Here is an 18,080-nt window from a genome sequence, read left to right as displayed (position 1 = left end):
CGATGAAAAAATTTATCATTTCATTAACACTTGTTACTTTTACGATTCCCTGTTTTGCTTGGAATAACCATGCAGGAATCACTTATTTGATCCTAAAAGACCATTGGAAAAACCAAACTGTTCCCATGGTAAAAGTGGAATCACTAAATTCTTTTTTGAACCAAGAAAGAGACTCAATCCAAGAAGTTCTTTCTATATCTGAAGATTGGGCATTAACAAAACTTCCTCATCTAACAAAAACAAGTGAAGATCTAAAATTCTCTCCTAAAAAAAATGATACAAATTTGGTACCACAATTTTACAGAGCACTCCGGGTAAATCCCAATCACAAGGCTGCACTTTATATCCAATCAGTTCCAACAAAAGAAGGGAAAAAACTTTCGTTAGAGGAACTCACAACCTTACATGAAAAAGGAAAATTAGTAAATGAAACTTTTATCTCTTTGATAGAAGGAGAGATGATTGGTGCTGATGAAGTATTAGTAACAGCAACCGATGAACCAGATTATGACCTAGACCTCCATTTATTTGAGGATAACAATAGTGAGGTTGGAAAACTTTATGGATTTGGAACCCAACCGTTCGGAAACCCAGCAGTGGAATTTTCTTCTCAAGCCCCATTTCATATGGGTTTCTTTTATGAACCAAAAATCATTTTTACATTGGCTGGATTTTTAAAACGAACTTACCCAGAACTACGTATCCATCAGTTCACAGAACTTTCCAAATTAGCATTTCGAAAAGGACATTCCTATTGGGGATATCGGTTCGCTGGTTGGGCATTACACTACATCCAAGATCTCACACAACCTTATCACTCTTCCGTTTTACCGAGAGTCAGTGCAGCTAAACAAATTGGTGTTCAACTTGTCTCTTTTGTCGGATACCAAACACCAAAAAACAATATGATCGAATTTGTTTCCGGAAGACATACCTTAATTGAAGAATACCAATACTATCTAATCAAAAACCTGATCCAAACTAAAAATTGGAACCATCCAGTTGCATCCTCCATCATGAACCTGAAGGATACTGAGGAAACAAAATGGAATCGTGTGGATGATCTGCGCGTGAATGTTTGTAAAGAAGCATATGATGCAGGGGAAGCCGCGGATGAACAATTGGAAAACTTAAATATCACAAAATACGAAAACCTATATGAAGAAGGCCATCCGATTCATTCCATCCTTGCTACCTTACTTAAAAATATGTCCAAACACACCAGGGCGTATTTGGATCATTTAATAAAATAATTTTAGTCGAAAGATTCTACCGCAAATCGCTCTAATAGTTCCAAAGGAATTATCTCTAACGCGCGTTTGTGGGTAGACTCTAAATAAACTTGAGGAGCAACTCCATTTCGGTAGGCCTCGAGCCACCGAGAAGCGCACAAACACCAACGTTCCCCAGGTTTTACACCAGGAAACGAATATTGAGGCCAAGGTGTGATCAAATCATTCCCTGAGGCTTTTTGAGACTCCAAAAATTCAGTTGTGGCCAACACACAAACTGTATGCGAACCCAAATCCTCATCAGAAGTATTACAACAACCATCACGAAAAAAGCCCGTTAAAGGATCAGTGGAGCAAGGCAATAAAGGTCCACCGAGTACGTTGATTGAATCATCCATATCCATAGCAATTGTTATGGAAAAAGGAAATGCGATGGGAGGAAAGTTGTTTCTACTTTGTTTGGTAGAAAAAAGAAGGGGGTTTGCACCCCCATAGTACGACCAAATGGTCTTGGAAAGCCCATAGACATAATACTATACATATATTTACTTGTCAAACGATTATGGGTCAATTTGGAAGAAAAATTTCTTCTTTTCTTCCCCATCCACTTTGATCACCATTTTCCAATTCCCGACAAAATTTCGGTTTTTAGGGATTGTAAAGTAACGATATTCCAACAAGTTTTCATTCCGAATGTTCCATTTTTGATAATAAGGTTCTACCGTATTACCATCGATCGTTAAGAATAATTCAACTTGTTTGATTGTTGGTTTATTGAACTCCAGCTGAAGTGCATACATCTCACCTAATCGAAATTTTCGATCATTACACTGAGATAATATTTCATTCCCTCTTTTACGACATAACAATATATCTTCATCCAACAAATCAGTATTTGGTGGATCAATTCCTTTCTCTGGTTGCCAATACAAGTATAAGTAATTTAAATATTCACGATCCGAATATTGTGTTTTAAAAAAAGTAGGAATGGTTTCCACCGTAGAACCTTTTTTAGGTTTATGAACTTCGAAATGCAAATGAGGTCCTTGCGAATATCCAGTATTTCCAGAGTAACCGATAAGCTGACCTTCCTCGACGTAATCTCCTTCATTTACAACCACACCATCTTTTTTCAAATGTGCATAATTTCCAATCGTTCCATCGTCATGTTGGATCAAAATAGAATTTGCTTTAGACAAAAGATCATTTCGAATTCCACCTTCGGTATACTTTTTGACAACTTGAACAACTCTTCCCCTTCTCGCAGAATGAATCGGTGTTCCAATTGGCAAAGTAAAATCGATTGAATACTGGAGAGCTCCTACATGAGTAAAATGCCCGTTATATCCTTGTCCAATCCTAGAACGAATTCCTTTCGGAAAAGGTAATGAATATGTTACCGTATCATCATGAATTGCATCCCAATCCCCTAAATAATCGATAACGGATACAGAATAAAATATTTCCTTTGACTCGTTTTCAACAGCTAAACTTGTCACTCGAATGGGATCACTACTTCGTAAAACATAGTATTGTGGAAACACTAAATCTGATTTTAAATTTTTAAGTGAAAGATTTAAGGTAATGGAACGAGTTATATTTGCATTAGGTGCTCTGTTTACCAAATAAAAATCATACCCATTTTCTGTAGGACTCATAAAGGTACAAATATTGTTTGATAAACAAACTAAATTGGTTTCAGTGATTGCTTGCGCAGAGACTGTCGAAACTAATAAACAAAAAATAAAAATAAACTTTTTCATTATAAACTCGTTAATTGAAACTCAATTTTCTTCTGTAAAATTCCATTGGACCAAATACTCAGAACCCATTCCCCATCCAATGGTTCCTGGAAGTCCTGAAAGGGAATCATAAAGGAACTAATCCAATCTTCCTTTTTTGTTTCCCATGTATATTCATATCGAATCGAACTTTCTTTTTTCTGCAACTGTAATTGAAACGAATAAACATCAGGCCGAAGGAGAGGCATTATGATATAGATAGGTGATAAATTAGAAAATGAAGTTTGTTTGCAGCTATCATCTGTTACGCTATCGATTTGATCACAGATAAAAGTTCCGTCGACGTCCATTACCTTTTTTTCGACTGTTATACCACTTTCCCTTCTCCATAACAGATCCCCTTCCTGGATCAATTCTGCATCAGACATTTGTGTTCGAAATTTTGTAGGAATGGTTTTTTTTCGTAAGGTTTTTGTGGGTTTATACACTTCGAAATGTAAATGAGGGCCTTCACTGTAACCTGTGCTACCCGCATGACCAAGCACAGTTCCAACACCTACCTTTTGCCCAATTTTGACGAGAACTCCCATATAGCGAAGATGTGCATATTCCGCAACAGTACCGTCATCATGAAGGATTTTTACAAAGTTTGCAGATTGTTTAAATTTTAGATCGAAACCACCCTCAATGTTTTTTTCTTCTGTATCAATGACAATACCTGGCCTTGCTGCAGTGATGAGTTCGTCTTCCTTTAATCCAAAGTCGATCGAATAACGATTATCACCAGTGTGGCTTTTTTTCCCAAAATAACTTTGAAAGACTCTCACTTTGAGTTTTGAATCAAAAGGTAACTCATAGATATAATTTGAGTTATGTTTGGAAAGGTAGTTCCCTAAAATCCATTTGTATTGTATTTTATATGATACTTTCTTTTTAGGATGGATGGGATGAAGTTGGAAAAGTTTTTTCCTTTTCTTCCCCTGTAATACTGTTAACAAAGGAAGTGGAACGGAACTTTTCATATTGGCCACAACCGCACTTACCAATATAGAAGTTTCTGTTTGATTCGTTGCGATTTTATTTTGGAAGTATACATCAACAGCATTTCGTTTGGGAACAAATTCAACACATACGCGGTTCATGGAACAATAAGAAAGTGGTTCTTCGGCAGATAACATCCCTAAGGGAAAAGATAACAAACACCAAAACACCCAAATTCTCATAAAAGTAGGTTCATCATAAACAAACAAAAGCCATTCGACAATCCATTTTCCATATGAAAAACATTGTTGCCTAAAGAATTATTTTTTATGAAAGTCGACAGATGAGTGCAAAGCTTTATACATTTCCAATTTCTCACTTCTCAGAAAAAGCAAGATGGGCTTTAGATTTAGCAAACTACCCGTACGCATTAAATCCCTTGGTTCCTGGCCAACACATTCAAACCTTAAAACCTCTGGTAAATGATTTGTATGTACCTGTTTTAGAAACAGAAACGGGAATTGTCCAAGGTTCTGGGCAAATCTTAGATTTGGTGGAAGAGAAGGCGTTTGGTACCAAAGCATCAACCGAAGAAAAACAGATGGAAGAAACCATCGACATCAAAATTGGGAAAAGCCTACAAACCTTACTTTACTTTTTCATATTAGATTATCCTGAAATTGTAGGAAAATTATTTCTATTATCACCAAAATCAATATCTGATACGGTTCCACCTCCAGAACATTTTGAATTGATTGCATTATCTCTCAAACGAAGGTATAAAATTACTCCTAAAAACTTAGAAGTTGTAAAACAAGCATTAGATGAGTGTTCCAAAGAACTAATAGAAATCTATAAAACTAAGAAGTATTTTAATGGAAAATCATTTGGCCGAGTTGACTTAACGCTCGCTAGTTTAATGGGTATGTTAGCGGAACCAAAAGAATCACCCGCTTACCCTTGGTTTACATCCGTCAGAATGCCTGACTCCTTTCTCCAATGGAGAAACGATCTAGGTTACGAACTGTTGTTTGAAAAAATCCGAGAATTTTACAAGGACTTTCGAATCCAATCTAAATAATCGACATCACCACTGAGAATCGGCCAAACCACGATGCAGGGAGTTTCATAAGAATGATTTTCTTTTATTCTTTGCATGAGTGGTTCCGATTTCTCTTTCGTTGTTTTAAACAAACAAATCACTTCATTTGATTCTTCGATTTCATCTTTCCAGACATAAATTGATTCCATTTTGTCCACGAGATTGGCACAAGCTGCCAATTGTTCTGAAATGACAATCCTTGCGATCTTTTTTGCTTCTTCTTTCTCGGGAAAAGTGGTGTAAACTGTTACATATTTGAATTCTGATTCCATAAATTATTTTTCCTACTTGCTCTTTCCATTAGATACTTATGATTTTGCTGTATGAATCTTCGTATTTTCAAATCAACATTACTGATCGTAAGCATTTGTTTGCCACTTTTTTCCGAATCATTAAATCCACCCATCATCACCTCATCAAGTCAACTCCAACCCAAATCTAAAAAATACATCCCCGTATTTGCGATGGATGGAAAATTAAAAACAAGTTGGGTAGAAGGAGCGGAAGGAGAAGGGATTGGGGAATCACTTCTCATCAAATATAAAAACCCGATCCACTTTCGATCCTTGTCCATTTATAATGGATTTGGTGATCCAAAACTTTGGGCAGCCAATAACCGAATCAAAAAATTAAAAGTGACCACTGAAACAGGAAACGAAGAGATTATCACACTCAAAGATTCCCTTTCCAGACAAGTCATTTCCTTCAAAAACGAAATGAAAGCCAAAGAAATTTCTTTGACCATCCAAGAAATTTATAAAGGCACCAATACAGAAAACACTGCCATTGCAGAAGTGATGTTTGATTCAGAACAAGCAGGTTCCGCATTAGTTCCTCCGAAAAATACTTGGGCGATTGGAAAATGGAAAACAAAATCCAACATCGCAAGAATCCAACTCCATAACGATGGAACTTGTGAAATGGGTTACGAAACAGCAAAGATGTTATGTACTTGGACAGAAAAAGGGGACAAAGTCATTGTCAGCTTAGAAGCAACTTTACCTCTTACCAACACTGATATTTTAGAAATCAAACGTAGAGGAAATGCAACGGCACCTACAATTGAAATCAATGGAAAACACGAATTTGTTTTAAACCAAGACGAAGTTTAGATCATCTAATTTTAATTAGGTTCTGTCCAATTCGACCAAATCGTTTCGACCACAGTGGACTCGTTTTCAACTGTGGTTTCAAAATACAAAACAGCATTTTGGTAAGCTTTTCCAGTGAGGTCTCTCACTGGCGTAAGTAAAACCAATTCACACTTCAGTTCGTTTTCCAAATCAGTTAACATTTTCCATTCCAGAAGTTTTCCTTGTTTTGGATAGGGAAGCACTAATAACCCACTCACATGGTCCAATTTGGTGTTCCGTTTTTTTCGGACCTCCCACAAAATACGACCGATCGAATAACGGAAATTAAATTCTGATACAGGTTGTACAACGGTAAGTCCATTTTCAGAATATAAAAATCCATCAATGGCACAAGGACCCATATATTCATTTGGAATGAGATTCTTTAAACTTTTGACCAAATCATATACTTTGGGTAAAAATAAAGTTTGGTATTCACTTTCTCTTCCCCCAATGCGAATTCCGCGGAATCCTCCATCGGGATCAATCCACATGGAAGTCGAAGTGAGATAAAAAAACTCACCATCCTTCACATCCCAAAGTGTAGAAAAATCATAAAATCTGCTGTCTCCTACCCAATCTTCACAGACAACAGGAAACCCAAACAAGCGTTTGTTGAGTTGCGCGAGTTTCCATGAATCAGACTGGGTTTTAAAAATGATATGATTACGACCTGCCAGTCCAAATTCACTTTTTAAAACCACTGGTAATTTGGCTTCTTCCAGATCGGCAAATAGATGTTCTTCGGATGTGATGACTTTTGCAGGTAGTGGGGAATGGTTTTTGCGAAAGTCGAGTTGAGTGACTTTTGAATTTAAATACCGAGCCATTTCCAACTGAATTGGATCGACAACAAGTTCCCCCTCTTCCCAAACATGCCTCTTCCCCCATTCTACAAGTGTTACCTCTTGTAATAATGAGTCCAATTGGGTGGGAATGCCAGGAGTGAACCCTTTTTGTTTCCAGTGCGAATACAATTCATCAGAAGGAAGTTCTTCTACGAGAACATAGTCTTCTTCGTTTGTGATGGGAAAAAATAATTTCTCCAAACAACGATTCCTCCTCTTTAGTGAGGAATCTAAGTTGAGTGGAGGAGAATGGAGTTTATACTCAAATAATGAGTCTAAATAATATAACTTTGGCACCAATCAATAGATACGTCGAATCGCAGTCGCAATCCTTTGCACATTATCTTTGGTTAGGTTAGGATAAATTGGAATACAATGTCCTCTTTGAAACAACCTTTCTGCATTTGGGTATTCTAAGTGGTTTTCTTCCAATACTCGGTGAAGAGGTTCTTCCACAGTCCGTTGTGTTCCAATATGAATTGATTTAAAATATCTTTGAATCTCTTCATAATTTTGTCCAGATACAACGATTGGAAATCTTTGAAATGTATCTTCAGTCGGATTTTGAAAGTATGTTTCGAGACGAGAGTTCTGAACCGCTTGTAAATATGCAGATGCAATTTTTTTCTTACGTTCTAAAATCACACCAAGTTTAGATAATTGTTCAATTCCAAGTGCAGCTTGGTAATCTACCAAATTATAATCATACTTAGGTTCACCAAAGTTTCGTTTCGCAGAAGTTCCAGACTTGTAGGATTTCACGACACTTGCTACGTTAGTTTCTGCCGTGATGATCATCGCACCATTTCCAGTAGTAATGATGTTTTCGGCACTGAGTCCACAAATCGCAATTTTAGATTGTTTACCCACTGTGATGGTTTCGGAAGTAGCGCCAATGGCTTCCGTGAAGTCTTCGATGACTTCCAAACCTTCTATAGAATAATCACTGAGTCGAATGAGAGAACCAAAACTGTGATCAAACAAAGCAAACTTTGCACCCGATTCATTTTTTTTACGTAAAAATTCTTCCGGGCAAGGGTGAAAGGAATTTCGTTTTAAATCCACAATCACAGGTTTTGCTTGGATTAAAAAGATTGCATCCAAAGCAGAAATCGGTGCATAACTCGATAATAATACCGAGTCACCTACTTTCACGCCTAACGCAAGCAATGCGAGATGATACGCGGAAGTTAAGGAATTGGAGGAAATGGCATATTTGATTTTGAAAGTATGGCCAAACGTTTTTTCAAAACGTTCCACAATTTCACCAGTGGAAAGATGTTCTTCCACGAGACATTCTAAAACCCCTTTCAGATCTTCTCTTGAAAGTGTCGGTTTGAAGAATTCGATGTTTTTTTCTTTTCGAATCGGTCTTTGTATTGTTTCGGTGCTCATCCAACAGCACTCCTATATATTATGTCACTTAAGTACTCTATTTAGGAATTATGTCACTTCATTTTTCGAAATGCGAACATAATTTTAGAAAATCCTCGGAAAATTGGTTCTGAGTGGACAAAGTTTTCAAAAAATGACCGAAACCATGGACCAAAATTACTCCATTTGGGCCAAACGGCTCCGTGAAAACCAAGGGATTCGATCTCTGATGGAAGACCTCGGTCAAGCCACAGGCCATCCCGATGAGATCCTTCTTGGTGGTGGAAACCCTGCTCATATCCCTGAAGCGGAACAAATTTTCCAAGAAGCCTTTAGCAGTTTGGCAAAAGATCCCATGCTTCGGTCACTACTTGGCGACTACCAGGCGCCTATCGGCAATGATTCGTTTCGTTCCTTGGCTGCGGACTACCTGTCCCCCTTTTTCCAAACGAATCTGAAAAAAGAAAACATCGCCTTTTTTAACGGAAGCCAAAATGCCTATTCTTACTTACTCAATCTCCATTCAGGTCCGATGGCAGATGGAAGTTTTAAAAAAATCCTATTGCCGATTGTTCCAGAATACATTGGTTATGCGGACCAGTCCATAGCGGATCATACATTTATAGCGAGTCCACCAAACGTCGTGACAACGGGGAAAAACCGTTTTCGATATGAACTCAATCAAACTACCTTCGACTTAAAAGATGTTGGAGTTCTTGCCCTTTCCAGGCCAACAAATCCGACTGGAAATGTATTATCTCTTTCTGATTTAGAATGGATGGAAGAACAAACCAAACACCGAAAGATTCCTCTGCTCATTGATCTTGCGTATGGAAATCCGTTTCCCAATTTGATTGGGGAAGAAGCCCCTGTCCCTTACAAAGAAGGTCGGACTTTGTCGCTTAGTTTTTCCAAAATTGGATTACCGGGTGTGCGATTTGGGATCATCATTTCCGATTCGGATACCATCCAGACCTTATCTTCGTTCGCCGCAGTGGGAAACCTTGCCGTAGGAAATTTGGGAGTGTATTTAATGGCCCTCCTCTTCCAGAAAAACATCCTTCCTTCGTTAGCCAAAAACATCTTACGTCCGTTTTATGAATCAAAACTAAAACTCGCCATCGAACGATTCACCACAGAGTTTCAAAAGATGGGTGTGGACTATGAGATTCACGATCCCATGGGTGGTTTTTTCCTTTGGATTCGGTTCCCATCTCTTTCCATATCCAATCATGAATTGTATCAACTTTGTAAAGAGAATCGACTCTTCATTGTATCAGGACATTATTTCTTTCCTGGTTTAAATAGGGATTTTTCGCATACGAAAGAATGCATACGTTTGACATATTGCCGCGAGGAAGAAGAATTAGCCAGGGGAGCCCAAATCCTTGCTAAAATTGTGGCCTCTCACCAGACAAAATCCGAATGAGCGAAGATAGTATCGATTTATCAGACACAGTCTTAGAGAATCCCTCATCCAGGGACGAATCTTCTTCTGACAAACCTTCCGCTCAATCTTATATTTTTTTATCCGACTCTGTTGGGAGCCTAACACCAACCGCACGTTGCATTTTAGATGAACTCAAAGACTGGCACAAACGTGTTGAAAAACATGGGAGTAAGGAAAAACACGCATCTTATCTCATGACTGTGGATAAACTTCCAGAGGCATTGGGTAAGTATACAAATCTTGGAGCACAAGGAAGATCGGAAAACGCCATCCATCATGCACTCCGCCAAATTTTAGATATAGACCACCGTGGCCAAAATAGAGCCGCTTACGCTTATCCCTATCTCATTCGGACTGGGAGTAAAATTTCCTCAAAAATTGCTCTCGTTGCACCACAAAACGAGAATAAGACGGACACACAACCGTATCGGCAGGCATGTTTTCGTTTTTCACAAGAACTCATCAAAGTATTATTAGAAAACCGTGCTAAAAAAGGTAGGAACTGGGACGAAGATAACCCAGGTTCTCTTCTATTACAAAAAAACAAAGATGGAAATACTTGGCTTTATCCCAAGTTAGGTTCCCTCGAAGCAGAAATTTCTTCACTCGTAAGAAAAGGTTTTGGGAACTTACCTTATATCCCAATGCCCGATTTTTTACAAGACTTCACTTTGTTTGCAAGAGAACAAAACTTGGCTCTTCCTATACTAACAGATTATCACATTGTCATTGATGAACTGAATATTTTACCTGATGGAAGTTTCAAACGACTTCCAGAAGTAGTAAACCAAATCCTCGCCCATTTAAATGGATTGGAACATTTTGCTAAAGAACAACTCACCAAACTGGCAAAAGATGCTAAATACGAATCCTTTTTAGCACAATTTAGTGCCTACAATTCCATTCCAAAATTTGCGTCATTAGAATCGAAAATGAATCCAGAAGAGGAAGTGAAAAAGTTTTTGGCCATCATCGAAAACTTTCCATTTCCAGTAGAAAAAAACAACCGAGCCCTTTCGATCAAAGAAACGATCGACCTTAGTGTTAAAATTCTAAAAAGACTCTCGGAAGAAAAGGGATCTGTTTTAACCAGAAAAGATGATAGCATATATGGAACGGTAAAAAACGCCGTTATCAGTAAAATTCCGGAACATACAAAAAATCATAATACACTTTTACGGATCAACTTTGAAGAAGAAGTGGCCAATGCAGGCATCACCGCTCCAGAAAAAGTATCTGAATACATCAAACGTTTGAAAGACGATGTATTCTCAGAACATTCTTATTACGAAGAAAAAACTCCTGATGGTCGTTCCGTTTACTATGTTGTTGACCATGGTTTTATGGCTGCTGTCATCCACAAACTCGCGTTTGAAGGGAGAACTAACCCTGAATACAAAAAACAATTGGGTTATGCCAAAATCATCAATCACAAACTTTCCAATCCAAAACACCCTGGCCTCAATAGCAAACTCAAACCCGAGTTAATTGCAAAACTCAATGCAGATGTTAAAAATATGGAAGTGGAAGAGTTGGAAAAAGAAAGATCCAACGAAATCCGATCAAGGTTCAATGTCATTCCAGGAATTTTAACGTTTGTGGTGAGTACGATGATCTTTATCACAGGAGCGTATTACTTACGTTCCGCGATGCCCATCTTTTTTGGTGTTCCGTTTTCTGTGGTTCTTGGATTTTTGGCCGCCATTTATTTTCGAGAAAAAACAACGGATGAAATTCGTGAGGACATCAAAAACTCAGGGAAATTCTCTGGTGTGGGTGACTGGGGAAAACCAAGTTATTCTTCTGGTTCCACTTCCAGTTACGAAGAAGAACAAGAGACAAATAAAAAAGAAGAAAAACTCTCTCATATTTACAAAGCCGCAGACAATTTTGTTTTCCCAAAACGATTTAACAAAATCACAGATAAGGTTTTAGATCCAAAATCCTTACGTTCTCGTATCTACGAAAATTTGGACAACATCAAACGAAACAACATGACACTCGCCAAAGAAAAGGACGAGGACAAAGTGGCATCCACTGTTGAATATGCAGTTTTACAATCTGTGTCGACAATCCTCATACCTGATGATGTAGCCGTGCGTGACCTTCCCAATACCATTCTCATCAACCGAAATGATATGAAATCTGCACTTTTCCGAAGCCAATTGGCAGATTTTTACCGCGAAGAGATGAACAAAAAGAAGTTCGATAAAAAATTAGTCAAATATTACACCTATCTCATCAACACCGTTGAGATGGAGTATTACAAATACCTACCGAAAAAACGCGTTTAGAAACTAAAATCATTTGATTCTCTGTGGGAAATACCTCCTATGGAGTTGATGTATCAAAACGGTATCATACAATTTCCTATCATCATCATTGATGAAGATTTTCGTTCCGAAAATGCCAGTGGTCTTGGCATTCGAGCTATTGCAAAGGCCTTAGAAGGCGAAGGGATTGAAGTTCTGGGTGTCACCAGTTACGGAGACCTAACCAGTTTTGTACAACAGCAAAGTCGGGCATGTGGTTTCATCCTTTCCATTGATGATGAAGAGTTTACTCCTGAAACGGAAGGAGAGGTGCCAGACGCACTTCGCCAACTCAAAGATTTTGTGACCCAAGTGCGTCACAGAAACGCCGACATCCCTCTGTTTTTATACGGAGAAACGAGAACAAGCCGCCACATCCCCAATAGTATCTTAAAAGAACTCCATGGTTTCATTCATATGTTTGAAGACACACCAGAGTTTATGGCACGTGCCATCCACAGAGAAGTAAAATCTTATTTAGATAGTCTTCCTCCTCCGTTCTTTCGTGCCCTCACCCAATATGCACATGATGGAAGTTACAGTTGGCATTGCCCAGGGCACTCTGGTGGTGTTGCTTTTTTAAAAAGTCCAGTGGGTCAAATGTTCCATCAGTTTTTTGGTGAGAACATGTTACGAGCTGACGTTTGTAATGCGGTAGATGAACTAGGCCAACTTCTAGATCATACAGGCCCAATTTCTGCCAGTGAACGTAACGCTGCACGGATTTTCCAATGTGATAGTTTGTACTTTGTAACAAATGGAACTTCTACATCTAACAAAATTGTTTGGCATAGTACAGTTGCCCCTGGTGACGTTGTGATTGTTGACCGAAACTGCCACAAAAGTATTTTGCATGCCATCACGATGACAGGTGCCATCCCAGTTTTCTTAATGCCAACAAGGAACCATTTTGGGATCATTGGCCCTATTCCCAAATCCGAATTCACTTGGGAAAACATCAAAAAGAAGATCGCAGAACATCCGTTTGCGAAAGAGGTGAAAGGAAATCCAAGGATTCTGACAATCACCCAAAGTACATATGATGGAATTTTATACAATGTCGAAGACATTAAGTCAGAGTTAGATGGTAAAATTTCAACCCTTCATTTTGATGAGGCATGGTTACCACATGCATCCTTTCACCGCTTCTACACGGGAATGCATGCCATTGGTTCTGACAGACCTCGTCCGAAAGAAAGTATGATCTTTGCCACTCAGTCTACGCACAAACTGCTTGCAGGATTATCACAAGCAAGCCAGATCCTTGTCCAAAACAGTGAAAAAGAAACTTTAGATCGAAATTTATTCAACGAAGCTTTTTTGATGCACACAAGTACAAGTCCACAGTATGCCATCATTGCCTCTTGTGATGTGGCGGCAGCCATGATGGAATCTCCTGGTGGGAATGCACTTGTAGAAGAATCTATCGAAGAAGCTTTGGATTTCAGGCGAGCCATGCGCAAAGTTGGTTTGGAATTAGAAGAAGACTGGTGGTTCAGTGTTTGGGGCCCAGAAGCTCTCGCCGAAGAAGGTGCAGGCGAACGCGATGAATGGATTCTCAAAGCAAACGATCGTTGGCACGGGTTTGGTGACATTGCAGAAGGATTTAATATGTTAGATCCGATCAAAGCCACTGTCATCACACCTGGTATGAGTGTGGAAGGGGAATTTGCCGATTGGGGAATCCCGGCTCTCATTCTTACCAAGTATCTTGCCGAACATGGGATCATTGTTGAAAAAACAGGACTTTATAGTTTTTTCATCATGTTTACCATTGGGATCACAAAAGGCCGTTGGAATACTATGGTCACCGAATTACAACAGTTCAAAGATGATTATGATTCGAACCAACCATTATGGCGTGTGATGCCAAAGTTTACAGTGGCGCATCCAAAATACGATCGTATCGGCTTACGTGACCTTTGCCAATCCATGCATGAAGTGTATAGAGCCAATAATATCTCTCACCTAACAACGGAGATGTATTTGAGTCCGATGATTCCTGCGATGAAACCATCGGAAGCATTTGCTAAGATGGCACACCGTGACATTGAACGAGTTCCGATTGATGAATTGGAAGGAAGGATCACATCGGTGTTACTCACACCGTATCCACCGGGAATTCCCCTCCTCATCCCTGGAGAAAAATTTAACACAACGATCATACGTTACTTACAGTTTGCTCGTGAGTTTAATACAAAATTCCCTGGGTTTGAAACAGACATCCATGGCCTTGTAGAAGAAAAATCAGAAACTGGAATTTTGACATACTTCGTTGACTGTGTGATTGAGTCCTAAGTAGAGAAAAATAAAAACCAATTCTCCCGTGCAGAGTGATCTGCACGGAGTTCATTCCCATTCAATCATTCGCACAACATCTTTTAAACAATCTTCTCTCACCAGTGGGTCACCTTTCGTGGCAGGCAAACCAGAATACCACTTCCCATCTGGAAATTTTAAATCCACCCAGTAGGTAAACAAAGTGGTTTCCCCATTATTGTTTTTGATTTCGATGTTCAGTAGTTTTAAATCAGAAACCCCTGTTTCCTTATAAAACACTTCTCCGTTTTTTGTACGGATACGAATTTTTTTGGGAACCACTTCATACGTAGTCCCTTTTTTTTCTTCGCGTTTTAGTTTGAGTTCCCAGGTATCCATTTTGATGGAATCAAGTTCGTTCACATTCAATTTCTTTTTGTATAAAATTCCATCTTTTGTATGTTCGAAAAATATCGACTGACTACCGCTAGTTGATTCTCCCCGCACAGTTCTACCGTCACAAAGAGTTAGGTTCAAAACTTTTGGTTCACCCGAATCTTTGTCACCACGAGCGTTCCTTGGTTCTTTGGTTTCTTCACTGGGAAGGGATGGTAAACTCGGTTCTTTGGGGATTCGTGGTTCTCCGAAGGCAGGAGATAAAAAACCGAGGGTTCCGAACCAAAGAAAGAGTCGCAGTCGAAGTAAGTAATCCATATTCTGACCTTTATCCATGGATGCATATCTGACTGCAACTTTTCAAACCCTTCCCTTACCCTTACTTGTCCTCGTGATCATTGGTTCCATCCTTGTCCTCGGAAAAGCCGCGGATGTCTTGGTAGACGAAGCTGTTTCCCTTTCCGCAAGGTGGGGTGTGCCGAAGATGATCATTGGAGCAACCATCGTTAGTTTAGGAACCACTCTTCCTGAAGTTTCCGTCTCTGTACTTGCTGCCCTCGAAGGAAATCCAGGAATTGCCCTTGGAAACGCAGTGGGATCCATCATCTGTGATACGGGACTCATCTTAGGAATTGCGATTCTCATCTCTCCACCTGACATTGACAAACGACTCGTCAATCGCCAAGGTTGGATCCAAGTACTCAGTGGATTTTTACTTGTTTTTGCTGCGTTGCCATGGTCAAACCTAACATCAGTATTTACGACTGGCGGACGAATTGACCAAGGGACAGGAATTGTATTTTTAATTTTGTTAGGAGTTTATGTTTACTTAAGCATCCGTTGGTCGAGATCCAAACCAGGAGAACTGGAAGCAGGACTTGATGTTACAACCGAATACGACGAATCTCCTTTTTGGATCATTTTTCTCAAACTCGTAACAGCAATCACACTTGTGATTTTATCTTCCAAAGTGCTCATCCCTTCTGTCCAAGAAACAGCCGTTCGGTTGTCGATTCCTGAATCAATCATTGGAGCAACACTTGTTGCGTTTGGAACCAGTTTACCAGAACTAGTAACAGCCATCCAAGCTTCAAGAAGGGGTCACTCTGAACTTGCAGTGGGAAACATCATCGGTGCTGACATTTTGAATGTACTATTTGTTTCGGGGGCAGCAGCAGCTGTTACACGAAATGGTCTGGAAGCTCCAGTGAGTTTTTTCAGTTTTTATTTCCCATCTATGTTAATTGTTCTCATTTTATTTCGAATGGGAATTGTTTTCTCTAAAGACAAAATCAAACGACCATTTGGTGTCTTTTTACTCATTATCTATGTGATTGCAACAGTAGCAGGTTTTATCTTTAAAGGATAATTTGGAAATCACTCACCTCCTCACGTTTTCGCACGTAGGAGGTGTTTTTTTCTCTAAACCACTCTTCATAACTTACGACTTTAGGATCTAATTGATTCCCTTTCTCCTCTGATTCTGCAAATTGCACACGAACAGGTTCAGCCCCTTGGCGTAGTAACATTTTCCCTCCTTCGTTATCAAATTGTTTAGGGTGATCAAAAACAAAGATATCTCTGTTTTGTTCCATAGCACTTTTCGCAGTGGAAATCGTTCCCGATTTTTTCCCTGATTCCATAATGAAAACTTTTTGGGAAAGACCAGAGATCACACGATTTCGTTTGGGAAAGGTCCACCTAGCAGGTTCCGTATATAACAAAAATTCCGAAAGTAACAGTTGTTTGGGATCGAGTTTCATCCGTTTGTAAAGATCACGGTTCCCCGGTGGGTATTCAGTCCCGAGGGTGGTGCCAAGAACACCCACAACAGGAATTCCCATCTCTAGAGCGGAAACAAAGGCTTGCCTATCAATCCCAAGTGCCATCCCAGAGACGATGGAAATCTGTTTCCATTCAGAAAGAGAGCGAACTAGAGCTTTTGTGGCGGTAAGCGAAATGGGAGAAGCTTTTCTTGTGCCAACGATGGCCACAAGTTCCCTCTGCAATAGAGTGACATCTCCCATACACACAAGCACAAGCGGAGGATCAAATATTTCCAACAAAGATCTTGGATACAACTCATCATCATACGTTAGTAGTTTCCAATGCGGATTTTTTTCCTTTTCCCATTTTTGGCATTCCCTTAGCCAACTTACCCAATCTTCCTCAGGAAAAAATTTAGGAAGTTCCTCAAACAAAGTTTGAAAACGAGGATACTTTCGCCAAATTCTTGTTTTGCGTAAGAAAGAAGATACTTTGGGATGGCCCAAAATGGAAACAACCACAGAACATGAGGTCAGTTAGATTTGTTTTGGGCCCCTAAAACGTTTAAATTATTTAAGACATTTTTGTAGGATGAATTTTCTTCCAATGGTTCACGGATGGTACCATTTTCTTTCATCTGCTCTAAAATGGATTTGATACGTGTGTATTCTTCGTAGGCGAGTGAAGATTTCCCAATTTGGTATAAAAAGTTGGCCTTGGCAAATCGAGTGGGTACATTGTAGGGTTCTTTTCTTAAAATTTGATCCAACAAAGAAAAGGCGGTCTCTACTTCATCAAATCCATTTGAAAGTTTTCCATTCCATGCTTCGTCTTTTAAAGAGGAATCAAAATAAACCAATGCCAATTGAAAAGGGAAACGTGAATCCTCTTTGTCTAGTTTTGCTAACTGTTTGAACAAAGCAATGGCACGGTTTCTTCTTGTAGGTTCCCAACCCATATCTTTGGATGCATTGGCATAGGCAACAGCTGTTTCGTATAATAGCTGTTTATCGAGTTTACCGGATTGGATTGCCTTTTCAAAATAGGGTAATGCAGACTCATAAGAGTGGATTTCGAACCCACCTTCTTTGGCATTGGGGATGGATTCGGAAAGTGCTTCTTCGTAGTAACGAACTCCCACATCAGCAGATCCCGCTCTCATATAGGCTCTTGCTATTTTCCAGGAAAGAGCCGCCGATTGGTTGGACTTTTGTACCAACTTTCGAATGCGTTTATCCATCTCTTCGATTTCCGCTTCTTCCAAGGCCAATTTTTCTTTCCAATTGACGATGTCTTTTTCCGAGGTTGGTTCGCCTCCGATTCGTTTGCGGTATCTGGATTCTGTGAGTGACTTTAAGTATTCACAACCACTAAAAAATAGGACCAAACAGAAAGCCAACCCCCACTTTCGTAGGAAAACCAAGGAAAACCTGCTGTTTTTTATGCCCATCGGTTCGATTTTAGTTTCTTTCTTTTGGATGAAA

The 18,080-nt window shown here is 39.3% G+C and carries 16 protein-coding genes; 7 read left to right on the top strand and 9 right to left on the bottom strand.

Annotation, left to right across the window (positions count from 1 at the left end; all coding sequences use genetic code 11):
- Positions 1-2 precede the first annotated feature (2 nt).
- The gene (locus tag EHQ59_RS01715; RefSeq protein WP_135617423.1) at positions 3-1,253 is read left to right on the top strand and encodes a phospholipase C/P1 nuclease family protein; all 1,251 of its coding nucleotides are present in this window, start codon (positions 3-5) and stop codon (positions 1,251-1,253) included.
- Between the two features lie 2 nt (positions 1,254-1,255).
- On the opposite strand, the gene EHQ59_RS01710 is transcribed toward EHQ59_RS01715, so the two are convergent.
- The 3 genes from EHQ59_RS01710 to EHQ59_RS01700 form a co-directional block, all read right to left on the bottom strand.
- Entirely contained in the window at positions 1,256-1,636 is a 381-nt protein-coding gene (locus tag EHQ59_RS01710) for a DUF2237 family protein (RefSeq protein WP_135617422.1), read from the bottom strand.
- 156 nt (positions 1,637-1,792) lie between these two features.
- The gene (locus tag EHQ59_RS01705) at positions 1,793-2,995 is read right to left on the bottom strand and encodes a M23 family metallopeptidase (protein WP_135617421.1); all 1,203 of its coding nucleotides are present in this window, start codon (positions 2,993-2,995) and stop codon (positions 1,793-1,795) included.
- Complete coding sequence (locus EHQ59_RS01700) at positions 2,995-4,173, bottom strand: M23 family metallopeptidase (RefSeq protein ID WP_244245324.1); 1,179 nt, start codon at positions 4,171-4,173, stop codon at positions 2,995-2,997. Before EHQ59_RS01700 ends, EHQ59_RS01705 begins: the two co-directional genes overlap by 1 nt.
- A gap of 125 nt (positions 4,174-4,298) precedes the next feature.
- On the opposite strand from EHQ59_RS01700, the gene EHQ59_RS01695 reads away from it, so the two are divergent.
- Positions 4,299-5,036, top strand: coding sequence for a glutathione S-transferase N-terminal domain-containing protein (locus EHQ59_RS01695; RefSeq protein ID WP_135617420.1), 738 nt, complete (start codon positions 4,299-4,301; stop codon positions 5,034-5,036).
- Here EHQ59_RS01695 and cutA read toward each other — a convergent pair.
- Positions 5,006-5,329 carry a divalent-cation tolerance protein CutA gene (gene cutA, locus EHQ59_RS01690; protein WP_135617419.1) on the bottom strand — a complete coding sequence of 108 codons (324 nt, stop codon included), beginning with the start codon at positions 5,327-5,329 and terminating at the stop codon, positions 5,006-5,008. The two genes, EHQ59_RS01695 and cutA, sit on opposite strands and share 31 nt — an antisense overlap.
- Before the next feature lie 51 nt (positions 5,330-5,380).
- Between cutA and EHQ59_RS01685 the strand changes: the two genes are divergently transcribed.
- Positions 5,381-6,169 (top strand): NADase-type glycan-binding domain-containing protein, encoded by a 789-nt coding sequence (locus EHQ59_RS01685; protein WP_135617418.1) that lies wholly within the window; start codon positions 5,381-5,383, stop codon positions 6,167-6,169.
- Between the two features lie 11 nt (positions 6,170-6,180).
- Here the strand turns inward: EHQ59_RS01685 and EHQ59_RS01680 are convergent, their stop codons facing one another.
- Both EHQ59_RS01680 and EHQ59_RS01675 read right to left on the bottom strand, forming a co-directional pair.
- On the bottom strand, positions 6,181-7,239 hold the full coding sequence (locus EHQ59_RS01680; RefSeq protein WP_135617417.1) for a hypothetical protein: 1,059 nt from the start codon (positions 7,237-7,239) through the stop codon (positions 6,181-6,183).
- 99 nt (positions 7,240-7,338) lie between these two features.
- Positions 7,339-8,433, bottom strand: a complete 1,095-nt coding sequence (locus EHQ59_RS01675) for a DegT/DnrJ/EryC1/StrS family aminotransferase (RefSeq protein WP_135617416.1) — start codon at positions 8,431-8,433, stop codon at positions 7,339-7,341.
- 133 nt (positions 8,434-8,566) lie between these two features.
- On the opposite strand from EHQ59_RS01675, the gene EHQ59_RS01670 reads away from it, so the two are divergent.
- Genes EHQ59_RS01670 through EHQ59_RS01660 form a run of 3 tightly spaced genes read left to right on the top strand, consistent with a single transcriptional unit; the run spans position 8,567 to position 14,472 of the window.
- Positions 8,567-9,841 (top strand): valine--pyruvate transaminase, encoded by a 1,275-nt coding sequence (locus EHQ59_RS01670; protein ID WP_135617415.1) that lies wholly within the window; start codon positions 8,567-8,569, stop codon positions 9,839-9,841.
- On the top strand, positions 9,838-12,156 hold the full coding sequence (locus EHQ59_RS01665) for a hypothetical protein (RefSeq protein WP_135617414.1): 2,319 nt from the start codon (positions 9,838-9,840) through the stop codon (positions 12,154-12,156). The genes EHQ59_RS01670 and EHQ59_RS01665 overlap by 4 nt, the downstream gene beginning before the upstream one ends.
- 48 nt (positions 12,157-12,204) lie before the next feature.
- Positions 12,205-14,472, top strand: coding sequence for an arginine/lysine/ornithine decarboxylase (locus EHQ59_RS01660; protein ID WP_135617585.1), 2,268 nt, complete (start codon positions 12,205-12,207; stop codon positions 14,470-14,472).
- A 51-nt stretch (positions 14,473-14,523) separates the two neighbouring features.
- Here the strand turns inward: EHQ59_RS01660 and EHQ59_RS01655 are convergent, their stop codons facing one another.
- Positions 14,524-15,165, bottom strand: a complete 642-nt coding sequence (locus EHQ59_RS01655; RefSeq protein ID WP_135617413.1) for a hypothetical protein — start codon at positions 15,163-15,165, stop codon at positions 14,524-14,526.
- On the opposite strand from EHQ59_RS01655, the gene EHQ59_RS01650 reads away from it, so the two are divergent.
- On the top strand, positions 15,164-16,198 hold the full coding sequence (locus EHQ59_RS01650) for a sodium:calcium antiporter (protein WP_135617412.1): 1,035 nt from the start codon (positions 15,164-15,166) through the stop codon (positions 16,196-16,198). The genes EHQ59_RS01655 and EHQ59_RS01650 overlap by 2 nt on opposite strands.
- Here the strand turns inward: EHQ59_RS01650 and dprA are convergent.
- Positions 16,188-17,117 carry a DNA-processing protein DprA gene (gene dprA, locus EHQ59_RS01645; protein ID WP_135617411.1) on the bottom strand — a complete coding sequence of 310 codons (930 nt, stop codon included), beginning with the start codon at positions 17,115-17,117 and terminating at the stop codon, positions 16,188-16,190. The genes EHQ59_RS01650 and dprA overlap by 11 nt on opposite strands.
- Positions 17,118-17,128: 11 nt before the next feature.
- Positions 17,129-18,046, bottom strand: coding sequence for a tetratricopeptide repeat protein (locus EHQ59_RS01640; protein ID WP_135617410.1), 918 nt, complete (start codon positions 18,044-18,046; stop codon positions 17,129-17,131).
- Positions 18,047-18,080 lie beyond the last annotated feature (34 nt).

The organism is Leptospira kemamanensis, assembly GCF_004769665.1.
Classification (GTDB): domain Bacteria; phylum Spirochaetota; class Leptospiria; order Leptospirales; family Leptospiraceae; genus Leptospira_A; species Leptospira_A kemamanensis.
This window is presented reverse-complemented; position numbering and strand designations above follow the sequence as displayed.